Origin of the sequence: Gemella haemolysans, assembly GCF_028308085.1 — a bacterium.
In the GTDB taxonomy this organism is placed as follows: Bacteria; Bacillota; Bacilli; order Staphylococcales; family Gemellaceae; genus Gemella; species Gemella haemolysans_D.
Map to the genome: position 1 here is coordinate 1 of NZ_JAQMFS010000055.1, position 22,434 is coordinate 22,434.

Consider the following 22,434-nt stretch of genomic DNA (forward strand, 5'->3'; position numbering starts at 1 on the left):
TTGTTTTTAACGAACACGTCTCCTGTTTCTGTATTTACGTATTTATCTCCATCTTTACCTTGTTTTGGTTCTGGATTTACTTTTCCGTTTAATACATCTTTTCCATCTCGTCCGTCTCTTCCGTCACGCCCTTGCGCTCCATCACGTCCGTCGCGTCCTGCTGGTCCTTGGATACCTTCACGTCCGTCACGACCTTGAAGACCTTGTTCTCCTTTTGGTCCTTGTGGTCCTTGTGGTCCTTGGATTCCATCTTTACCTTTATCCCCTTTAAGTCCTTGTGGTCCTCTAATATTACCAATTTGTTTCCAGTTTTCGCCTTCTTTTTTGTAAACGTCCCCTGTAGTAGCATCAATGTAAGTGTCACCGTCTTTACCATCTTTAGCAGTTGGTGCAGTAGCTCCACTTAGTAATTCAGCACCGTTACGTCCGTCTGCTCCAGAAGCTCCATCTGCACCATTACGTCCATTTGTACCATTCAAGATATCACTTGTACCAATTAATTCATCCACACCTGGATCGTATTTACCGTTACCGTTATTATCATAGTATGCTGTAATACGAGTACCCTCTACTGGTTGTGATGCTGGTGCTGTAGATGGGTCGTCTGCTAATGCTCTTCTTACTCTTCCACTTCTTTGATTATTAATTCTTACTGCTGCTTCTGCTAATGCATTTAAGTCAATAGTTGGTGTACGTCCATCTTTACCATCTTTTATGTTAGCTACAACAGGCTCTTCACCAGGAACTGTAAATGTAATGTCAGTACTACGACCGTCTGCTCCACGAGCAGTTGTAACTTTAGGAGTAGCTCCCTTGTCACCTTTCTCACCTTTTGCACCATCTGCAATCACAACTTCTTTTAATTTTTTATCTGAATTATCTAACTCATTATTACCATTTTCATCATAATAGAAAATAACTGTTGTTGTTTTAGCTTCTTCATTTCTATTTGTTGCAACTAATGGAGATTTCCCATCAAATCCATCTCTTACAACAGTATTAGTCACATTTCCTCTACCATCATTAATAGTGATCGTGTGTGTACCATCAGCTTTATTATCTTTAACAGTAACTGTTGGAGTAACTCCATCACGTCCTGCTGCTCCTGTTTCCCCACGATCTCCTTTGTCACCTTTGGCTCCAGCTAATCCGCGTTCTCCACGTTCTCCTTTGTCACCTTTGGCTCCAGCTAATCCGCGTTCTCCACGTTCTCCTTTGTCACCTTTGGCTCCAGTTAGTCCGCGTTCTCCACGTTCTCCTTTGTCACCTTTGGCTCCAGTTAGTCCACGTTCTCCTTGTTGTCCGCGTTCTCCTTTGTCACCTTTGGTACCATCTTTAATATCTATATTTTGTATAAGTTCATCTACACCTTCATTATAGATATTATTTCCGTCTTTGTCTAAATAGAATGTTAAGTGATTAGTATCACCAACTTTATTTTGATCAACACGTGGTTTTACTACTTCTGGTTTTTCAACTAAGTCTTTCGCAACACCAATTTGTACAATACGTGGTTTCGCTTCTTTTGTAATAACATTACTAGTAGGTAATCCTAAAACAGTTTCTTCTCCAAATTTATGAACCTTATAAGTTTTTTGGCGTTCACCATTTTCCCCATCTTTAACGACTTTAGTTTCGCCTTCTGCCAATTTAGTTGTTGGTAGATAGATAGTTTGGAAATCAATTACTTCTTTGAACGTTTTTGTTTTAGCTGTTTTACCATTTGGGTTTGCATCTAGGTATAACGGACGTTCTTTAAAGTAATAGTTTGAGTTACTATATGGATCGTTAATAGTAGCTTCACTACCTCCACCTTGGTTAACGTTAAATGTAGTTGGTTGTAACTTAAATGTTAAATCTGCATCTGGTCTACTAATAGGTAAAAAGAATTTTACAGTTTGATCTCTATTTGTATCTACAGAACTAGCTAATGTATAACCAGAATGCGACATGAAGTTTTCACCCTTAACAATACTTGGTGTTCCAGTAGTTCCTGTTACACCTCGTAACTGTGGAGTACCAAATCCATTACCTGCGTGAAGGATAAAGTTATTTCTTACAAATTCTCTAGTATTCCCTGGTGCTTTGTAGAAAATTGAGACATCTAATCCTCCATTAGTTTTTGTAGTTGTTACATCATAATGAATAGGTGTATTTAGGCGTGCTGCACCTTCTCCTGTAAATTTGTGAGAACCATTACTTACATCTGTTGGCTCAATTGCATCTTCTTTTCTTAAACGTTCAATTTTATCATGATTAGTCGCTGCTGATGCATTCACTGTATTCGTAGGGGTTGCAGTTGGATGATTCACTGGTTGACTTGGGGCTGGACGACTTGGTCCACGTCTTCCAGCTGCTCTGAATCCACTGTATCCTTCTGTACTAGAAACAGCTCTATCAGTACTAGTTTCTCTAGTTTCAGCTTTTGGTGCTGTAGCTACTGTTTCTTTAGGCGCAGATTGAACCTCTACAGCCTTAGGTGCTACAGTTTCAACTGCTTTTTTTCTGTACCAGTAGCTACTACATTATTATTTTTCTCTTTTTCTACAACTGTTGTTATAGCCTTTTCCCACGTATTAGCCGTGGTACTACTTCCACTCTCCGTTGCAACAGCTTGTGTTGATGCTTGAGATGATGTATTTTCTGACGCTTGCGCATCTGCTCCTCCTAAAAAGAAAAGCCCTGATAAAATAGCTACACTGGCAGCTCCTACGTTATACTTACGAATACCGTAACGATTAAACTTCTCGGTAGTATTTTCATCTATCTTCCAATTAGTTTTTGATTTATTCTTCATTGTTAAACTCCTTTTCCCTGCAATAAATGTATTTTTAGGCCATTTATTAAAACCTGTTATGATTCGTCACAAAATGTTCACCTAAAAATCGGCAGCTTTTATGATGATAATATATAAATCATTGACTAAAATATACACCTTAATCTGCTATATGTCAAGCTCTTTTAAAAGCGTTTTAATTTATTCTCTAAAAAATATTAATATAGTATTTTTTACAATAATTTTAACAACTTAATATGAATACGACTCCAAACCTTTTATATCAATGCACTAAGTATTCTTAAACAATATTTTATTTTTATATTTCTTAGACATAAAAAATTACTAAGACTGCTATAATTCAATCCTTCTTACGTCAACATTTTGTTAGATTATATGACATGAAGTTAATGTTATTTTTTATATTTTTTAACTAATTAAATTCTACTACTGTTTCAGTCACAATTATTACAGTGTTTTATTTATTTCACTATTCTATTAAATATTTTTATGCCCACTATAAAAAATATCATGAATACTTTAGCTAAATCTAGTATAAATCATTGGGAAATTAACACATTAAATTCTTTACATCAATATTTAGAAAATACATATATTACCTAAATATAATAATTCTATTTTTAATATAAAAATAATATAAATATGTCTTTTATATTAATATTTTATATTAGTATTTTTAACATTATTACACCTGAAACAATAATAAATTAGAAATATTTTTTAATATAGATTTAGAAATTTAAGATTATTAAACTCTAATATAGTAATTTTTTAATAAAAATCATGTTTATAATTGACAAAAACAGCTATTCAACTTATCATATTTAATAAGAGATATATTTAAATTAGTATTTATATTTTTTTGCATTAATATTATGAATTAAATGCGGTTATTAAACTTAAAGAAAGGGTTATTTTTTTTATGAAAAAATATATTATTACTATCGTTACAGTTACTTTAGTAGTTTTAACTGTTGCTTTTGGTGGCTTTTATTATTTAACTAAAGATGATAAAGCAACAACTCCTAATTCATCTAATCAAAAACAAGATTCTAAGACTTCTACTAATAAAGAGAACGATAAAAATAAAAATGGTGAAAATGAATCATCAACTATGGGTAAAACTCCAGAAACAGTTACTAAACCTACTGTTATCAACGGTATTATTTTAGCTAATAAAAAACATCCATTACCTGCTAATTATAATCCTGGAGAAGATCCTACTGCACGACAAAAAGTTAACAAACTTATTGCCGATGCTCAAGCATTAGGTCTTAATGTTTCTAACCAAGTATCAGGTTTCAGAGCCTACGATACTCAGGCTGGTCTGTACAATAATTATGTAGCTGCTCATGGAAAACAAGAAGCAGACAGATTTTCAGCTCGTCCTGGATACAGTGAACACCAAACTGGTTTAGTATTCGACCTTATCGACAATCAAGGTAAACTACTAGGGTCAGACGGAACTAACGAAGCCAGTAAAAAGGCTGCTGAATGGTTAGCAAATAACGCACATAAATATGGATATATCGTTAGATACAAACCAGAATTCGTAGATAAAACCGGTTATATGGAAGAAAGTTGGCATATCCGTTACGTTGGAGAAGACATCGCTAAAACAATCCACGAAAAAAATATTTCACTTGAAGAGTATCTAAACGCTCCTGGTGGAGATTACGCCAACTAAAATATTATTAAAAAGGAGAATTAAATGAATAGAAATAGTCAAGGCCCAAACAACCAAAACTTCAATAATCAAAATTTTGATCCTAACTATAATTACGATCCGAATCTGAATAACACTCAATACAATAATCAAGGTTATGATCAACAATATCAAAACACTCAATACCAAAACACACAGTATCAACAACCTCAAGATTATAACAACCAACAACAAAACTACAACGTTCCTCCTATGTATATGGAAGAACCTAAAGAAAAAAAGAAAAGTATTATTCCAGTTGTATTAACAGCTATCATCACTTTTGTAGTACTAGTAGTAGGATTATACTTCGGCTATAATAAATTCTTGAAAAAAGAAAATGTTATCGACTTAGCTACATATGAAGTAAACTTCGTAACATATGGTGCTGAAGGTGAAGGAAAACCTGAAGTTGACATTAAAAAAGTTCCTGAAGTTGCTAACTCAAATGCGGAAATCTCAAACTTATTATCAAACCCAGACATCTCATTTGATAAACAAAGTAATTTAAAAAATGGTGACAAAGTAGAAGTAACTATTTCATTAAATAAAAATACAGTAAACAAATTAAAACTTAAAACAACAGGAGAATTTAAACGTACATTCACTGTTAATGGTTTAAACGAAAAAGCTAAAGAAAAAGAAACTATTATCGTTAAAGAAAGCTCTTCTAAACCTTCAGCTTCTTCTAGCTCTTCAAGTTCTGGAAGTCGTCGTAGTGATGAGCGTACAGTTTATGTTAAACCATCAGCTGGGGTTAACTTAAGAAGTTCTTCTAACGACTCAAGTAGTATCATTACTCCTATTCCAGTAGGACGTTCTGTTTACCAACACTATATCGAAGTAAACTCTGAAGGTGAAGCATGGGCTTATGTTTCATACGGAGGAAGTAATGGTTGGATAAGAGCCGACCTAATCGGATAATAAATTCAAAATAACAAAAAAGTTGATTCACAAAATCGTGAATCAACTTTTTTTTAATTATCTCTAACTTTGATTTTAACCATAAGCATGCTTACTATAGTTATTCCTATAACTATTAAGAATATTGCTTTACTTTGCGAGAAACCAAATAAACCATTTTTCACATGTTTAGCAATCCATACATATACATAATCTCCGTAATAAATTCCTAGCGCGAAGAACGCTTGGTATATCCCCATACTTACATTACGGTATTCTCTATCAAAATATTGCATAGCAAGTGAGATTAGCGCATTATATGCACCTCCATACCCTAATCCGTTAAGAATATAACTAAAATAAATAACATATGGATTATTAACATACAACGCTATTATGTAGAACGCTAATGAACATCCTAATAAGAATAATAAGGTTTTTTGAATACCCCATTTTCTAGTGAAATACACTCCCACAAGAACCCCTGCAATAAGCTGAGGAACAGCAAAGACTGCATCCATATACGCAAGCATAAGCGGCGTCATGTTTAGCTCTGTTTTACCATAAGCTATCATATTAGCACCACTTGTTGAGAATTTAATAAATGAAAGTAACAATGCTAATAAACAGATATAAATAAAACTCTTATGTTTAATTACTACTTTTACTTTATCAAATGAAAAACCACTATCAATTGGGCGATAATCTTTCATCATAAACGATAATATAAACGTTACTACTGCAATAACACCTGCTACTATCCACATATAATCAAAGTGTTTATATGTATTCATAGTAAAGACATATTGTATCGGTGCAGCGATAAATTCGGCTAATAACGGTGCTACAGATAATATCGAAACTGATACCGCAGCCTTATCTCTTGAAAATGTTTCTGAGAAAATAACATTAAATAAGGCAAGCATTGTTGCACTTATACCTAGAGATAATGACGATAGGTATAACGTCACATAACTTCCGTTAAACGCAACTAAAAACGATGTTACAATTAGTAAAAATAACGAGATCTGCACGAATATTTTTCTTCTTTTAAAAATATCACTCGCTAAAAACATCGGCAACCTTACAATTAAACTCATAAGTCCATAACCTGCAGCAATCTGTGCAGCAAGTACCGGAGTTAACGAAAGTCCACCTTGTTCAACCGGCGTTATAGCATATAATTTTCTATATGCTCTAATAATACTTATTGCCGACCAAAATAAAACTAATATCCAAAAAATAATAATTTGATCTTTATTTAATTCAAATTTTTTCGACAAGAAAACTACTAAAATTAAAATTAATGCGATCATTATAAATGAAAATAAAATTTTTGTTTTAACCATCTCCTAACTGTATAATTTGAAGTTGCTCCAAAAGTTCTAAAAATTAACAAAATTTATATGAGAACTCATAGACGCAGTGGTTTATTGATATCTAAACGCGCTTTATAAAAGCTTTTTAGATATCTAATAAACTGTGCGGGGGTGACTCGACAAAATCGATTTCTACGAAATCACGATTTTTGAGTCACTCCCAACCTTTCTAAGACAACATTTAAAATCAACTTTAACATTATACCACAAATATCTATGTTGTTAAGTAAAAAATACTCAGATTATTTATTATATTACTTTTGATAATGTCAAAAAACTTATATTTATCTTTGGATAAAGTTCTCTTATAGTTTTAGCACAACCTAGTAGGGTATTCCCACTTGTAAATATATCATCTATGATCAATAAACTCCCAACCTTTTCCATTTTAGAAACAGTAGGTAGAATATAATATTTATTCTCCCTTCTCTCTTTATGAAGTTTCGCCTGCTTTTCTCTATATTCACACCCTAGTATCTTCTCAAAATTAATATCGCATATTCTGCATAACTGTTCAATATGATCAAATCCTCGTATAATCTCCCGAATCTCATTAGCAGGTACAATCGTTATCAAATCAAACTTATTTAAAGATAAAAATTGTTTAAATAAATTTTTAAACTTCAGCGCATATGCTACATCTCCAAAATATTTTATTGAATAAATATCATCCTTTACAAACTCATAATCTGAGAAATAATAGAGCGTGTATTCTCCTACTTCTAACACATTTATATCAAGATGTCCCTTACACTCAGCACACAGTTGAAATTTTTCCTTTGTTTTAAAAATTGTATCGAAACCTAACTTACTCCTAATTTCTGATCCACAAAAACTACAATTCATAATCTACCTCCTATTTAACTTTCTATATTTAGCCAAGTTATTCATATATTCAATCTCTTTAATCGCCGCTTTCATCTCCCCGCTAATTTTATCCGATAAAAATACTATATCCCCACTATTATCGTAATCTTTTCTTCCTACTCTTCCAGAAATTTGTATTAATGCTGATTTTGTAAAATTTATATGTTTTGCATCGAAAATTATCACATCTAGATAATCAAAAGTCACACCGCGTTCTAATATAGTAGTAGTTACAAGAATATCTATTTCCCTATCATAATACGCCCTGATCTTTTCACTCCTATTTTCATCTTCACTATATACAAAATCTATAATAATATCATCTGCCAAGCTCTTATTTAAATAAAGTACAGTCGTCTCACACATTCCTATTTCAGGGACAAATATTAAGATTCGTCTGTTTTTCGCTAACCTGTCTTTTATAAATTTCTCTATAAATTTGGATTTTTTCGTAAAATCAAATACCTCGCTCTTTTCAATTTTAATTTTCGGAACAGGCAATAAATATCTATGGTATCTTATAGGTATTTTAATAACTTCATCTACACTAGCTTTAATTTTATTTGAAGGCGTAGCCGATAAAAACACAAATACACCATTATTTTTCAAACTTGTTTTCGCACCATTTTCTAAACATTCATCTCCTGAATACGGAAAAGCATCCACCTCATCAATTATCACTATATCAAAGTAATTGTAGTACTTCACAAGCTGATGAGTAGTCATTATATAAAAATTTGATTCTTCTAGAACCTTCTCTTCACCGTGTAAGACGTTTATAGGATAACCACTAAAATCGCGAGAAAATCTTTCAAATAATTCTTTAACTACAGCTCTCCTTGGAATAGCTAAGCAAATAGTTTTATTTTCTAGAATCGCTTGATAAATTACCTCATAAACTATTTCTGTCTTTCCTGCACCACAAACAGCCCAGACTAGTGTACTTAGATCTTTTCTAGTATTCTCTACCAATCTTTCACTCGCTATCTCCTGGACATCACTCAGTTTTACACTTGGTCGTTTAGGTTCTTCTATTTTCGATACTGGAATATTAATATGAATTTTTACAAAATTATCATCACTTCTTCCAAAAGTAATACACCTCCTACAATACGTAGTCTTCATACTATTATTTTCAAAACTAAAAAATAAATTTTGATTCCTGTTGTCGCATTGTAAACAATGATATTTATCCCCGGCCAACTCTACTGAATATATCTTCTGGATATAAGGACAATTATCCAAACAGTGTAATTTAATTTTCAAATTGAGTAATCTAGAAATAGACAAAAGCAGCCCATTGTACTTTCTTAAAAAAGTTAAATCACTTTCTTTCATAGTATAGACTGCTCCTATAGTTATCTCATCATAAATTTCTTCAAAGTCATCATTTCTTTTCCCAAAACTATCATAACTCTCTTTAATTCTTCTATAATTAATTCTTTTCTCATAATCATTCATTTTTGAATAATAAATTATGTAAAGTGCTTCTATAAATTCACAGTACTCCCTAAAAAACATTTTTTCTCCCCTCCTTAGCTGTAAATATTTATTAAATTTTCAGATTATTTTTACTCATTTAGTTAACATTTTAAGCTTCTACAATTCTTTCTAACTTCTATATTTGCTGTATTTAATTTTATTTTAACAAAAATATATTTATAAAGCAAAATAAATATCCATTTTATAAAAGTGGCATTTTTATGCAAACTATATTGCTAACGTTATCAAAAAGTGGTATAATATAACTATAAAAAGAGGGGGAACCCCCTATAAAGTAGCTAGGCTACTTTATGAAAGGAGTGCTTTAAAATGTTAAGATATCAAGTACGAGGAGAAAATTTAGAGATTACTCAAGCAATTAGAGAGTATGTTGAAAACAAAGTTTCTAAATTAGAAAAATACTTTGCTGACAGTTTAGAAGCAAACGTTTATGCTAATGCTAAAGTATACAAAAATAATAAGAAAAAAATTGAAATCACTGTGCCACTTAAAGGTGTAACACTTCGTGCAGAGGAAACTAACGAAGACTTATACGCAGCTGTTGATTTAGTTGTAGACAAACTTGAACGTCAAATGAGAAAACACAAAACTAAAATCAATAGAAAAGGACGCGAAAAAGGATTTGTTGAAGAAAATCTTCTTACTAGCGAGTTAGAAGAAACTGAAGAAACTGCATTAGATTTCGGTAAAGTTAAACAACTTAAAGTAGAATCAATGACTAGAGAAGAAGCTGTATTCCAAATGGAACTTCTAGGACACGATTTCTTCGCATTCTTAGACAGCAACACAAATGAAATTTCAGTAGTATACAAACGCCGCGACACTGGATACGGAGTTCTAGAAATTTCCAAATAATTAACAATGAGTTTAAACTTAATCAACCATCTTCCGTAGGTGGTTGATTTTTCTTTGCAAATGCAATAAAATTAAAATAAAGAGAAAAAATCAAAATTCTCAGTTTCTTTGAACTATTAAATTTATATATAATTATGAATTTCATGTTCTCTATCGTGGTGGTGACAAAATTGAATTCAATTTTCACATGTAATCACATAAAAAATTAGTCGGAAGCGTCCTTCGCCACAATAAGATAACATGAGAAATATTTTATTCTATACACATTACACAAAATACATTAGGAGGATTTTTAATGACTAAAAAAGTTGCTTTATTCGTTGAAAATGGAAGTGAGGAGCTAGAATTTATCGCACCTCTAGATATATTACGCCGTGCAAATATTCATGTTGATCTAATTTCTGCCAACAACGAAGATCACATAACAAGCTCACATGATGTGAAAATAATAGTAGATAAAAAAATTAACGATATCGATAACATCCTTGACTATGATGCTATAGTAATCCCTGGTGGAATGCCCGGAAGTACACTACTTCGTGACAACGACAAAATAATCGCATTCTACCAAGACATGTATAGCGCTGGAAAACTTGTTGCAGCTATCTGTGCAGCACCTATCGTTTTAAGTAGAGCCGGTATACTAGAAGACAAAGAAGTGACTTCTTACCCAGGATTCGATAAAGAAATTAACTGTAAAACATACAATAACGAAAAAGCAGTAATCGTTGATAAAAATGTAATTACTGCCCAAGGACCAGCTGTCGCAATTTTATTCGGTTACGAAATCGCTAAATATCTACTTCAGGACGATACCGCACAAAACATTAGCAACGCTATGCTAGTACCAGTATTAAAAAATAACTTATAAAACATAAAGATTAAGACCTCAGATTAAATCATCCGAGGTCTTTTAACATTTTATTATTTTGTTAATTCTTCTAATTCTTTCATCGCATTAAATACAACTTCTGGTGTACAAACATCAACTGCAAGTTTAAATGTTTCTTTTTCACTAGCTGCAAATTCTGCAATTTTCTTCATTTTTTCTTCTACATCTTCAGTTACATTAACACAAGCTAAGTTGTAAGCTAAGTTATTGTCTTTATAGAATGGAACAAGTTTCTCAACTTCTTCTCTCTTACCTTCAGCAAGTAATTGAACTAAGATACCATATGATACTTTTGTACCGTGTAACACAGAGTGTGTTTCTTTAACTAAACTCATACCATTATGAACTGCGTGAGCTCCCGCCATACGTCCATAGTGAACACCGAAGCATCCAACACATCCTGAGATTGCGAATACTGTGTCTACAGCATTTTTGAAACTTTCTGTTACTTCACCTTTTTCCATAGCTTCTAATGCACCATTAGCATCACGTAAAAGTACATCACGAGTGATTTTAGCTGCTTCTAATCCCATTCTTACAAAAGGATCGTTAAATTTATTGTTTCTTTCTACTAAAACTACTGCTTCATACCATTTCGCTAAAGTATCACCGATACCTGCTACGAAATATTCTTTTGGTGATTCTAATAATAAATCTAAGTCTGCCACACAAGCATATGCAGTACGTTTAAAGTATGCAACTTCTCTAAATGTGTGGTCTGGGTGATAAACCGCAGCTACAGGTGCATAAGGTGCACAAGTTGCGATTACAGTTGGTACTGTCATGTACTCAACGTTTAAGTTTTGTGCTACACCTTTGGCAGTGTCGATAACACGACCTCCACCTACTCCAAGAACTACGTCAACACCTTCTCCAAATTCATCTGCAATACGTTGCATATCTTCATAAGATGCTGATCCATCATATTTTGCTACTCTAAATTCTCTATTTCCTTTATAAAACTTCGTAAACGCCGCGTAAGATTTTTCTCCAGTAACAATCAAAGGAGTTTTAAATCCTTCTAATCTATTATCAAGTGCAGACAATGCCCCACTTCCTGAAATATATTCACTTACCCCTGGTCTCGCTACATTTGCTAATTCAAACATTTTACATCTCTCCTTTGTTGTTAATTTATTTTTGTTTTTTATAATGTAATTATGATTATAACATTTCCGAAAACTAAAATCAATAGTAAGTTAAAAATATTTTATTTTCTGACAATTAAATTAAAAATTAAAAATCCTTATCTATTTACCCTAAATAAAAACAAGGTAACATAGAAGTGTTCCTATTTTATCTCTTTTAAAACACTTCTACATTACCTTAAATTTTTTATTTTATCTCGGGAAAAATATAGTCCCCTCTTTTTTAGTCTGACCTTTTGTTATAGATTCAACGATAGTACTAGCTTTTTCAAGAGCTACTATCTGTCCATCTAATTTCTCAATTAAAATTTTTCTACCTTTATACGGGCTATAGACACTCGCTTCTATATTCTCTATCCTTAAATAGTATTGTTCATCATACCCATTCTCACGTAGCATATTTTGTATTTGAGCTAAATTCTCTTCATTATAATCTACATACTCAAAAAGTTTTCTATTTTGCAATCTTTTCGCTAAATCTGCAGCTATTACATCATCTTTATCTTGGATAAGAGCACAACAGTATAATAACGAATTCTCATCTAATCTGAAGTACTCTTCTTCACTAACTTCAGCTTTTTCTAAAAATGGAATCAGCACCTTCATATCTTCAAAATAATCTTTATTGTCTTTAAAAATATCTTTCAATCTATTAAATAGTTGAATAAACACTGCTTCATAACTTCTAGCTACAGGGTGATAGTAAACTTGCCAGTACATTTGGTACCTCGCCATAATATAATCTTCTACACTATGGATACCTGTATGTTTTACTACAATCACCTTCCTACCTTCACTTGTTTTTTTAACACGCATCGTACGCAATATTCTTTCTAAGTCAAATTGTCCATAACTCGTAGCTGTAAAGTAAGAATCACGTAGTAGATAATCCATTCTATCAGCGTCGAGTTGCCCAGAAACAATCTGATTCAATATATCATTTTCATGAGTATGTTGAATAATAGAAACTATATCTTCAGGCATTTTTTTAGATACTGCTCGTAAAATAGAATTAAGTTCAGTGTCCCCCAATATTATTTTTGCTGTATATTCCTCATGACTATGATTAGTTACATGTTCAAAAGCATGAGAAAACGGACCGTGTCCAACATCATGTAATAACCCAGCAAGCATCACACACACTTTTTCATATTCAGTTAACTCAGCGCATAGCGTCTTAACCTCAGTTACCATCCTTCTTACAATTTCATATACCCCTAACGAGTGAGAAAATCTTGAATGTTCGGCTGTTGGATATACTTGAAAATCTCCCCCTAATTGTCTAATACGACGCAATCTTTGGAATTCTTTACTATCAAGACAATTCCAAATCACTTCATAATGAATATGAATATAACTATGTACTGGATCCTTTAATACTTTAGTTTCATCTAATCTTTTTAATTCCATCCCTATTCCCCCTATCATAACCGATAATTTTTACTATATTTCTCTCTTATTATATCAAAGCACAAAAAAAAGACAAGCCTAAGCTCATCTTTTTCACTCTTATTCTTATTTTTCGTCTACTACGTATGGTAAAAGTGCCATGTGTCTAGCTCTTTTAATTGCTGTAGTTAACATTCTTTGGTACTTAGCTGAAGTACCTGTTACACGACGTGGTAAGATTTTTCCACGTTCAGAAATGAATTTTTTAAGTAATTCTACATCTTTGTAGTCGATAAATTCTACGTTATTTTTAGTGAAATAACATACTTTTTTACGACGACGCATGTTGTTACGACGATTGTTATTTACTGCCATTGTGCATGTCCTCCTATGTAATTTTAGTCTTCTTTAAACGGATTTACTACATCCTGCATGAAGTCATCATCTAGATTACTTGGGAAGTTTTCCCCAAAGTCAGAGAATGATGAACTATCATTAATAAAATCTTGCATAGCTGAATTAGCTTGTCCAAAGTTTTGATTAGTATTGTTGTTATAATAATTTTGATTATTATTATACGCTGGTTGTGATTGAGGTTGATTAAAACTCATAGAGTCAAAACCATTGTTTTGTCTGCTATGTGAGCTATTTTTTGATTCAAGGAATTGAACAGTTTCCGCTACTACTTCAGTAACATAAACTGTGTTTCCATCTTTACCTTGATAATTTCTCGTCTGTATTCTACCTTCAACAGAAATCAGACTACCACGTCCTAAAAAACGTGCCATATTTTCTGCTTGCTTTCTAAAAGCTACACAGTTAATAAAGTCTGCTTGTCTTTGACCATTTTGGTCAGTGAATGTTCTGTTTACAGCTACTGAGAAATAAAGCATTGGAATATTCGAACTAGAATATCTCAATTCTGGATCTTTAGTTAATCTACCTACTAATACTACACGATTTACCATAGTATTTCACCCCTTATTTTTCTAATCTTACTACCATGTGACGGATGATGTCATCGCTAATTTTTGCTAAACGATCGAATTCTTTTGTAGACGCATCTGTTGCTGAAGTTAATTCTACTACATAGTAGTAAGCATCACTGAAGTCTTCGATTTCATAAGCTAGGCGTTTTTTACCTAAATCTTTAACTTCTACTGCTTCTGCACCTTCTGAAAGAATATTTACGAATCTATCAACCACAGCTTTTTTAGCTTCTTCATCGATACGTGGTTGAACAGCAAACATTACTTCATATTTTCTCATGTGTGTGTTACCTCCTTTTGGTCTTTGCGACTCTCTAGATTACTAAAGAGTAAGGAGTAATAAAATTACTCTAGCGATTATTATATCAATTCTAAAAATAAAAATCAACTAATAACTGTGTATTTTTTAAATATTTTTTAATTTAATCATCGTTAATAAATATAAGGAGATCATAAATATAATTCATATTAAATAATTACTGAAAAAATTACATTCTATCTCCCTCTCCTACTTAATTACCTCTTAGTTAGACTACGATAAATATACTTGTTATTTTTTTCTTCTATTATAATACACAAACCCATTGTTCTTTAATCGATAGCCATTATCAACAATAGGAATTTTATTTTTAACATTATATTTAACTATCCAAAATAATAACACTCTCTATAATCTGTTATATATCAATTATTTTATATAATGTAAAATAATATTGAAAACAACTATTATCAAAGTGATTTATTTATATAACAGAAATATATTGTTGAATTTAAAAATGTGTGAATCATTAATTTGTACGTTCAAATTTTATATGAAAATATATATTTTATCTAGGTTTTTAGTTATATAACAGATGTTTACAACGACTGATTCTAGGTGTAAAATATAAATGTAAACAAATAAGAGGTGTTTATAACAAAAATTAAATGATAATTATCCACTATTATACTTTACAGATATTCTCATTATTTCTGTTATAAATTCCTGAATTAAAAGGAGTAAAAATCATGTCTAAAGAAAAATTACAAACTGTAGATCCAGTTGAAGAAGTAAATACGTTAGTATCAAAAGCATTAGTTGCTTTAGATGAATTCAAAAAGATCGAAGATCAAGAGAAAATTGATGCAATAGTTCAAGCAGCAGCAGTTGCAGCTCTTGAAGCACACGGACCGTTAGCAGTTGCAGCTGTTGAAGAAACTGGTCGTGGTGTTGTTGAAGACAAAGCGATTAAAAATCTTTATGCATGTGAATACATTGTAAACTACATGCGCGATCTTAAAACTGTTGGAGTAATCGACAAAGATGACGTTGATGGACTTACAGCAATAGCTGAACCAGTTGGTGTTGTTTGTGGTGTTGTACCAACAACTAACCCAACATCAACAACAGTATTCAAATCTCTAATCTGTTTAAAAACTCGTAACCCAATAGTTTTCAGTTTCCACCCATCTGCAAATGAGTGTTCTAAACAAGCAGCTCGCATCGTTCGTGATGCAGCAGTTAAAGCAGGGGCTCCTGAAAACTGTATCCAATTCATCGAAAAACCATCTATGGAAGGAACACACGCTTTGATGAACCACGATGGTGTAGCTACAATCCTTGCTACTGGTGGTAACGCAATGGTTCGCGCAGCTTACTCTTGCGGTAAACCTGCTCTAGGTGTTGGTGCTGGTAACGTACCTGCTTATGTACACAAAGAAGCTAAACTTAAACAAGCTGTTAACGACATCGTATTAAGTAAAGCATTCGATAATGGTATGATTTGTGCCAGTGAACAAGCTGCAATCGTTGATAAAGAATTATACGATGAATTCGTTAAACTTATGAAATCTCACAGAGTACACTTCGTAACTAAAGAAGAAAAAGCTAAATTAGAAAACTTATTATTCGGTGTTGAAGCAAACTCTGAAAACTGTGCCGGAGCTAAATTAAACTCTGTAATCGTTGGTAAACCAGCTACAGAAATCGCTAAACTAGCTGGATTCGAGGTTCCTAAAGGAACAGTAATCTTAGCTGCTGAATGTAGTGAAGTTGGTGTTAAAGAACCACTTACTCGTGAAAAACTATCTCCAGTATTAGCTGTATTAAAATCTAGTAGCACAAAAGATGGTATTGAAAAAGCTAGACAAATGGTTGAATTCAACGGTCTAGGACACACTGCAGCAATCCACACTCAAAACGAAGAAGTTGCTGAAGAATTTGGTAAAGTAGTTCGTGCTTGTCGTGTAGTTTGGAACTCACCTTCTACATTCGGAGGAATCGGGGATGTTTACAACGCATTTATCCCATCTCTAACTCTTGGATGTGGTAGCTATGGACGTAACTCAGTATCTGGTAACGTAAATGCTGTTAACTTACTAAACATCAAATTAATCGGACGTAGAAACAACAACATGCAATGGTTCAAATTACCTCCAAAAGTTTACTTCGAACCAAACGCTATCAAATACTTAAGTGAAATGGAGGGTTTAGAGAGAGTAATGATCGTAACTGACGAATCAATGGTTAAACTTGGTTTCGCAGGACGTATCATCGATCAATTAAACCGTCGTAAAAATAAAGTTCAATACGAAGTATTCGCTGGAGTAGAACCTAACCCTGATATCACAACTGTAAGACGTGGATTAGATATCATGAACACATTCAAACCTAACGCTATCGTAGCACTAGGTGGTGGTTCTCCAATGGACGCAGCTAAAATCATGTGGTTATTCTACGAAAGACCAGATGCAGACTTCACTGAATTAGTTCAAAAATTCGCAGATATCAGAAAACGTACTGTAAAATTCCCTCACTTAGGACAAAAAGCTAAATTCATCGCTGTTCCAACAACTTCTGGTACAGGTAGTGAAGTTACACCATTCGCAGTAATCTCTGATAAAGAAAATGATAAAAAATATCCGTTAGCTGACTATGCTATCACTCCACACGTAGCAATCGTTGACCCAGTACTAGTTCAAACAGTACCAGCTAGACCAACAGCTTCAACAGGTATGGACGTATTAACACACGCAACAGAAGCATATACTTCTATCCTTGCTAACGATTATACTGATGGATTAGCACTTCGTGCAATCAAACTTGTATTCGAAAACTTAGAAAAATCTGTTAAAGAATTTGACAAAGATGCTAGAGAAAAAATGCACAATGCTTCTTGCTTAGCTGGTATGGCTTTCGCAAATGCATTCTTAGGAATTTCTCACTCAATGGCCCACAAAATCGGTGGTAAATTCCACACTATCCACGGTGAAACTAACGCAACATTATTACCATATGTAATCAAATACAATGGTACTCGTCCTGGTAAAGTATCTCTATGGCCTAAATACGAACACTATCAAGCTGATGAAAGATTCCAAGACATCGCTCGTATGCTAGGACTAAAAGCTGATACTCCTGAACAAGCAGTTGATTCTTATGCTCAAGCAGTATTCGAACTTGGTAAACGTGTAGGAACTCCAATGTGCTTCAGAGATCATGGTGTTGACTACGAAGCATTCAAAGCAGCTCTACCTACTTTAGCAATGGATGCTTACGAAGACCAATGTACTCCAGCCAACCCAAGATTAGCTCTAATCAAAGATATGGAAGGTATCATGGAAGCAGCTTGGTTCGGATTTGATGAGAAAAAATTCGTAGAAAATCAATAAGCTATTCATTCATAATCTCAGAACATTAAACTCATACTTCTTTTCATCCATGAAGTAATGAATAGAAGCATCCCCTTAGACAAAATCTAAGGGGATTGTTTTTTATTGTTTAACTTTAAATGAATACAACAAAACTATAATTAATAATAGTAATAAACTATATAATGCAAATGATGCACTAATAGCGTTAGCGAAAAATAATATTACTGTTGTTCCTATTGGTACTGAAATAGTAATAACAGTACTAAAAATACTATATATTGACGTTTGTTTTTCCTCAGGAACTGATTGTAAAATCAATGCATCTAGTTTTGGATTCGATATTCCTGCAAAATAACCTATTATCACAGTTAAAATAATAAGTATAAATTTATTTTGTAGTATCAATAGATTTCCTACATACATAATGAATAAAATTATTTCTAATATAGCATTATTTTTCAAACTCATATTCTTATAAAAACTAATTTGGTAGACTCCTCCGATAATTGTACTAACTACTTCCACTATTTCTAATAAAGTAATAGTATAGGCTACATTCCCAAATAGTAAGGTCTCATTTTTTACTAAAATTACTAGAAGTAAAGCGAACATCGCAGATGAGTAAAAGTTCATCCCTAAAAATAGTATAACAAAATTATAAATTTTCTTTATCTCACGAAGTATTTTAAAGTTTTCAATAGTATCCTTTAAAAATCTTTTAGTGCTTACCTTCTCTTTATTATTAATTTTAAAACTGCCAATCTCTGCTTTCATCGCATTTTTATATTTTGCCAGTATTAAAAATGCTATCAAGAATAACGCTGCATTCAGCAATCCAAAATATGAGTAATTGTAACTTAAAAACCCTAAAACGAATACTCCAACAGCCTTTCCACCAAGTGAGATTGTATTGTTTATAGAACTAATAAATGCTAATGCTTCACTTAGTTGTTCTTTACGTACTAATCTAGTATTAATCGACATTGATAAATAGCCATTATAACCACCTAAAATATCTGCAACTACATTTACAAATACTAATACAATAAAAATCCACCATTGAACTCCATAAATGCACACGAAAGCGAATAATGAAAATAATAAAAACTGATAAAATCTTGTAGATAATATTCTGTTGTACTTATCTTTTGTCTGATCTGCAAAATATCCTAAGATAAATGAAATAATATAAGGCAATGTCGTAGCTATCGAAACTATACTTACGGCTAATTCTGGATTCGGTAAATTTGTCGCATAAATAATAAATGCAATATCAAATAGCGTTCTACCAGCATTCCCAAACGCCGATGAAATAGTGAATAACCTATAGAGTTTATTTTTCAAGAAAATATTCATCGAATACCACCTCCTATATTATTTTATATTTTACAATCAAACTGTAAAGTTTTCAATAACCAAAATACACTCAATATATTCCCCACATATTCCCTACATTACAAAATAAAAAAAGAGCAACTAAATGAAATCCTAATTCCCATGAACTCAAATTCGTCTTAGTTACTCTTTAATCTATTATATTTTATATTCTATCCCTCGTGAAATATTCGTACATATCTTCTCGAATTGGAGTCTGTATTTTATAGAAAAATTGAATTACAGTATCTCCGCTTCTTTCTCTAGCTACTAATTTAGGTTCGCCTGTCGTCTTCATCTCACCTAGGAAATAAAATATTCGTGCTCCGTCTTTATCATCTTTATTTTTCCTCATAAATAGATAGATTTTCGTTTCATTATTATAGAAATAGTCGCACTCTTTCGATTCTAAATTCCTTCTCGGCTTCGACATCGAAGTAAAACCATTATCAGGTAAAAATCCATGTGTATAATCTCGATTAAATGAATTTTCATCAATATCGTAATTAATAAACACTGGCAAAGTCTTCGTTCTTTCATCGTATTTATAACCACCTATAGCGAGTGGCACATAGTTTATTCCCCATGAGAATAATTTACAAATATCTTCGAAACTATATTTCTCATACAATACAAAATTAGTATCTTTGTATAAATTATCTTTATAATATTTATTATATCTGTAAATTCCATAGTCTACCAAATCTTGTAATAATTCCCTAAAAATCTCTGATCGTAGCTGTTCTTCGAATTCTTTAGACATTCTTATCTCAGCAACATTCTCATCTAAAAATATACAATCATGAAACTTCTTCTTGGTAACACTGCTAGTTACGAAGTTGTTAGTAAGTATCTTCCTACTAACATCCAACTCATAATCTGCGATAAATTTATTATAATCTTTCAACATAATTTCTTCAAAAGCTGTAAGAATATTACGCTTCTTCTCATCTAATAACAAACGTAGAATTACAAGTTCTTCTATCTTTTTACTTAAGATTAAATTAGTAGAAACAAAATTTAGCATATTCTCTGCAGTCTTTGTCAGTTTTCCACTATATTTAAACTGTTTTTCCTTCTTAGATAAGAATGAATAATAACTTCCAGCTACCTCGAAAATTTTTCTAACATCAATAGCGTCATAGTTTTCAAAATCTGAATAAGTAGGTATTCTTCCAAGTTTATTTTTTAACTTATTATATTCATCAGTAACAAATAGCCACGTATTTAACTTCACATTGTCTATCGCGCTATAAATTCTTTGTTTAGAGATTTCATCAAAATGAATAGTCGATGTTCCAGGAATATACCTAGTCCCCTGAGATAAAAACTTCCTTACAGTATCTTTATCATAACTATTGTCTCCAGATAGAGCCACAGGAATTAAAAAGTTATTTTTATAATTGGCTATAAAATCTATTATTACAACAAACTCCTTATTCGCAGATTTTCGCAAACCACGACCTAGCTGTTGAATAAAGATAATAGAACTTTGCGTAGGTCTTAACATAATAACCTGATTAACCTCAGGAATATCTACACCTTCATTGAAAATATCTACGGTAAATATATAGTCTAACATATCGCCATCATTCGCAACTAACTTAGCAATCTCTTGTTCACGACGCTCCTGACTATCTTCACCTGTTAAGCTAGTAGTATTATAACCACGCCTATTAAATTCTTCACTAAGTACCTTAGCTTCTTGTTTTGACGAACAGAAAACTAAACCTTTCACCCTATCTCCTGAATAACCATAATAATTAATTTTACTTATAATATGCTCTATGCGTTCGCTAGACACTAGATTTGAAAAATCACTCAGTTCATCAATAACCTTACCCTCAACTTCTAGATCACTAATACCAAAGTAATGAAACGGACATAATAGTGAATTTTCCATCGCTTCTTTTAAGCGAACTTCATAAACGATATTATTGTTAAACAATTCATAAATATTAAAACTATCCGTTCTATCAGGGCTTGCCGTCATCCCTAGATAAAATGTCGGTTTTAAATAATCCATCAATCTAAGATAACTGTCAGCTCCTGCCCTATGCACCTCATCTATTATAATTTCATCAAAATGAGTATTATTAAAACTCTTAAAAACATCTTCTTTAGACATAGTTTGAACAGTAGAAAAAATAAAATCCGCTTCTATATTTTTCTCTTTACCTGTAAGTAAACCATAGCTACGACTAGTTTCAAAAATAGTCTTAAATGTCTCCAGCGCCTGACGAGCAATCTGTTCTCTATGGACTATAAACAACAATCTCTTAGCACCTATACTCTTCATCGCAAAAGCAGCCGCAAATGTCTTACCTGTTCCTGTCGCAGAAATAAGAAGACCCTTGTTATCTTGATTACGAAGTTTTTCGAAATTTTCTATAAAACTCCTTTGCATCTTATTCGGTTTAATTTCCTCGGAAATAATTTTCTTAGTAACAGTCTCAATCTGATTACTAGCGAATTCCTCAACATACTTATCTTTTATTTCAGAGTAAGACTTGGCTTTCTTCCATAAGCTATTAAACTCATATAGAATATTATCCGTTAGAACCCTATCACCCTCAACAAAAGTATTCCATTCTTTATTTATCGTAAGTGCAGCACTCGTTAAGTTCGAACTTCCCATCAGTACTTTCCATGAATCACCATATCTAAATAAATAACCTTTAGTATGGAAGCCGTGTTTATTTTCTACACAATCATAAACCTTTAGAGAGATATTTTTAAAATTAGACAATTTCTCTAACACTTTAGGAGTATTAAAATATAAATAATTCGTCGTTAAAATCTTTCCACGAATGTTTTTTTCTTCTAAATTCTTCAAAGTCTGAAGTAAACTAGTTAAACCACTTTCTGAAATAAATGCCACGCTGAAAATAAATTCATCGCAAATTTCTAATTCACTCTCAAGCGTACTAAGAACTTTCATCGCTTCTAGATGATTATTATAAATAAATGTATTCTTCATTTCAACCTCCTTCTGTTAGA

The 22,434-nt window shown here is 32.3% G+C and carries 17 protein-coding genes; 5 read left to right on the top strand and 12 right to left on the bottom strand.

Translation table 11 applies throughout. The annotated features are described in order from the left end of the window. Together PNO30_RS03740 and PNO30_RS03745 are read right to left on the bottom strand one after the other, a co-directional pair. Nucleotides 1-2,312 (bottom strand): G5 domain-containing protein (locus tag PNO30_RS03740; protein ID WP_271987210.1); only part of this gene is annotated, 2,312 nt, incomplete at its 3' end. Between the two features lie 170 nt (nucleotides 2,313-2,482). Continuing rightward, nucleotides 2,483-2,797, bottom strand: coding sequence for a YSIRK-type signal peptide-containing protein (locus tag PNO30_RS03745; RefSeq protein WP_271987211.1), 315 nt, complete (start codon nucleotides 2,795-2,797; stop codon nucleotides 2,483-2,485). A 922-nt stretch (nucleotides 2,798-3,719) separates the two neighbouring features. Here PNO30_RS03745 and PNO30_RS03750 point away from each other — a divergent pair. Together PNO30_RS03750 and PNO30_RS03755 are read left to right on the top strand one after the other, a co-directional pair. Continuing rightward, on the top strand, nucleotides 3,720-4,484 hold the full coding sequence (locus PNO30_RS03750) for a M15 family metallopeptidase (protein ID WP_271987212.1): 765 nt from the start codon (nucleotides 3,720-3,722) through the stop codon (nucleotides 4,482-4,484). A gap of 24 nt (nucleotides 4,485-4,508) precedes the next feature. Continuing rightward, nucleotides 4,509-5,426 carry a hypothetical protein gene (locus tag PNO30_RS03755; RefSeq protein ID WP_271987213.1) on the top strand — a complete coding sequence of 306 codons (918 nt, stop codon included), beginning with the start codon at nucleotides 4,509-4,511 and terminating at the stop codon, nucleotides 5,424-5,426. Between the two features lie 53 nt (nucleotides 5,427-5,479). Here PNO30_RS03755 and PNO30_RS03760 read toward each other — a convergent pair whose 3' ends face one another. The 3 genes from PNO30_RS03760 to PNO30_RS03770 form a co-directional block, all read right to left on the bottom strand. Beyond that, the gene (locus PNO30_RS03760; RefSeq protein ID WP_271987214.1) at nucleotides 5,480-6,688 is read right to left on the bottom strand and encodes an MFS transporter; all 1,209 of its coding nucleotides are present in this window, start codon (nucleotides 6,686-6,688) and stop codon (nucleotides 5,480-5,482) included. Nucleotides 6,689-7,033: 345 nt separating this feature from the next. Beyond that, on the bottom strand, nucleotides 7,034-7,630 hold the full coding sequence (locus tag PNO30_RS03765; RefSeq protein WP_271987215.1) for a ComF family protein: 597 nt from the start codon (nucleotides 7,628-7,630) through the stop codon (nucleotides 7,034-7,036). 3 nt (nucleotides 7,631-7,633) lie between these two features. Further along, nucleotides 7,634-9,172 (bottom strand): DEAD/DEAH box helicase, encoded by a 1,539-nt coding sequence (locus PNO30_RS03770; RefSeq protein WP_271987216.1) that lies wholly within the window; start codon nucleotides 9,170-9,172, stop codon nucleotides 7,634-7,636. A 291-nt stretch (nucleotides 9,173-9,463) separates the two neighbouring features. On the opposite strand from PNO30_RS03770, the gene hpf reads away from it, so the two are divergent. Next, a complete protein-coding gene (gene hpf / locus PNO30_RS03775) occupies nucleotides 9,464-10,009 on the top strand; it encodes a ribosome hibernation-promoting factor, HPF/YfiA family (RefSeq protein WP_271987217.1) in 546 nt (181 codons plus the stop codon). Between the two features lie 295 nt (nucleotides 10,010-10,304). Continuing rightward, nucleotides 10,305-10,880 carry a DJ-1 family glyoxalase III gene (locus tag PNO30_RS03780; protein WP_271987218.1) on the top strand — a complete coding sequence of 192 codons (576 nt, stop codon included), beginning with the start codon at nucleotides 10,305-10,307 and terminating at the stop codon, nucleotides 10,878-10,880. 53 nt (nucleotides 10,881-10,933) lie between these two features. Here PNO30_RS03780 and PNO30_RS03785 read toward each other — a convergent pair whose 3' ends face one another. The 5 genes from PNO30_RS03785 to rpsF form a co-directional block, all read right to left on the bottom strand. Then, complete coding sequence (locus tag PNO30_RS03785) at nucleotides 10,934-12,010, bottom strand: iron-containing alcohol dehydrogenase family protein (RefSeq protein WP_271966173.1); 1,077 nt, start codon at nucleotides 12,008-12,010, stop codon at nucleotides 10,934-10,936. A gap of 231 nt (nucleotides 12,011-12,241) precedes the next feature. Continuing rightward, nucleotides 12,242-13,459: an HD domain-containing protein gene (locus tag PNO30_RS03790; RefSeq protein ID WP_271987219.1), complete on the bottom strand. Its 1,218-nt coding sequence runs from the start codon at nucleotides 13,457-13,459 to the stop codon at nucleotides 12,242-12,244. Nucleotides 13,460-13,564: 105 nt separating this feature from the next. Continuing rightward, a complete protein-coding gene (rpsR, locus tag PNO30_RS03795; RefSeq protein ID WP_003148047.1) occupies nucleotides 13,565-13,813 on the bottom strand; it encodes a 30S ribosomal protein S18 in 249 nt (82 codons plus the stop codon). 23 nt (nucleotides 13,814-13,836) lie between these two features. After that, on the bottom strand, nucleotides 13,837-14,406 hold the full coding sequence (locus tag PNO30_RS03800; RefSeq protein WP_271966176.1) for a single-stranded DNA-binding protein: 570 nt from the start codon (nucleotides 14,404-14,406) through the stop codon (nucleotides 13,837-13,839). Nucleotides 14,407-14,419: 13 nt separating this feature from the next. Continuing rightward, the gene (rpsF, locus tag PNO30_RS03805) at nucleotides 14,420-14,707 is read right to left on the bottom strand and encodes a 30S ribosomal protein S6 (RefSeq protein WP_003144346.1); all 288 of its coding nucleotides are present in this window, start codon (nucleotides 14,705-14,707) and stop codon (nucleotides 14,420-14,422) included. A gap of 728 nt (nucleotides 14,708-15,435) precedes the next feature. Between rpsF and adhE the strand changes: the two genes are divergently transcribed. Then, nucleotides 15,436-18,078 (top strand): bifunctional acetaldehyde-CoA/alcohol dehydrogenase, encoded by a 2,643-nt coding sequence (gene adhE / locus PNO30_RS03810; RefSeq protein ID WP_271987220.1) that lies wholly within the window; start codon nucleotides 15,436-15,438, stop codon nucleotides 18,076-18,078. Nucleotides 18,079-18,180: 102 nt separating this feature from the next. On the opposite strand, the gene PNO30_RS03815 is transcribed toward adhE, so the two are convergent. Together PNO30_RS03815 and PNO30_RS03820 are read right to left on the bottom strand one after the other, a co-directional pair. Beyond that, nucleotides 18,181-19,416 carry an MFS transporter gene (locus PNO30_RS03815; protein ID WP_271987221.1) on the bottom strand — a complete coding sequence of 412 codons (1,236 nt, stop codon included), beginning with the start codon at nucleotides 19,414-19,416 and terminating at the stop codon, nucleotides 18,181-18,183. 184 nt (nucleotides 19,417-19,600) lie between these two features. Further along, nucleotides 19,601-22,414, bottom strand: a complete 2,814-nt coding sequence (locus tag PNO30_RS03820; protein ID WP_271987222.1) for a DEAD/DEAH box helicase — start codon at nucleotides 22,412-22,414, stop codon at nucleotides 19,601-19,603. Between the last annotated feature and the right edge of the window lie 20 nt (nucleotides 22,415-22,434).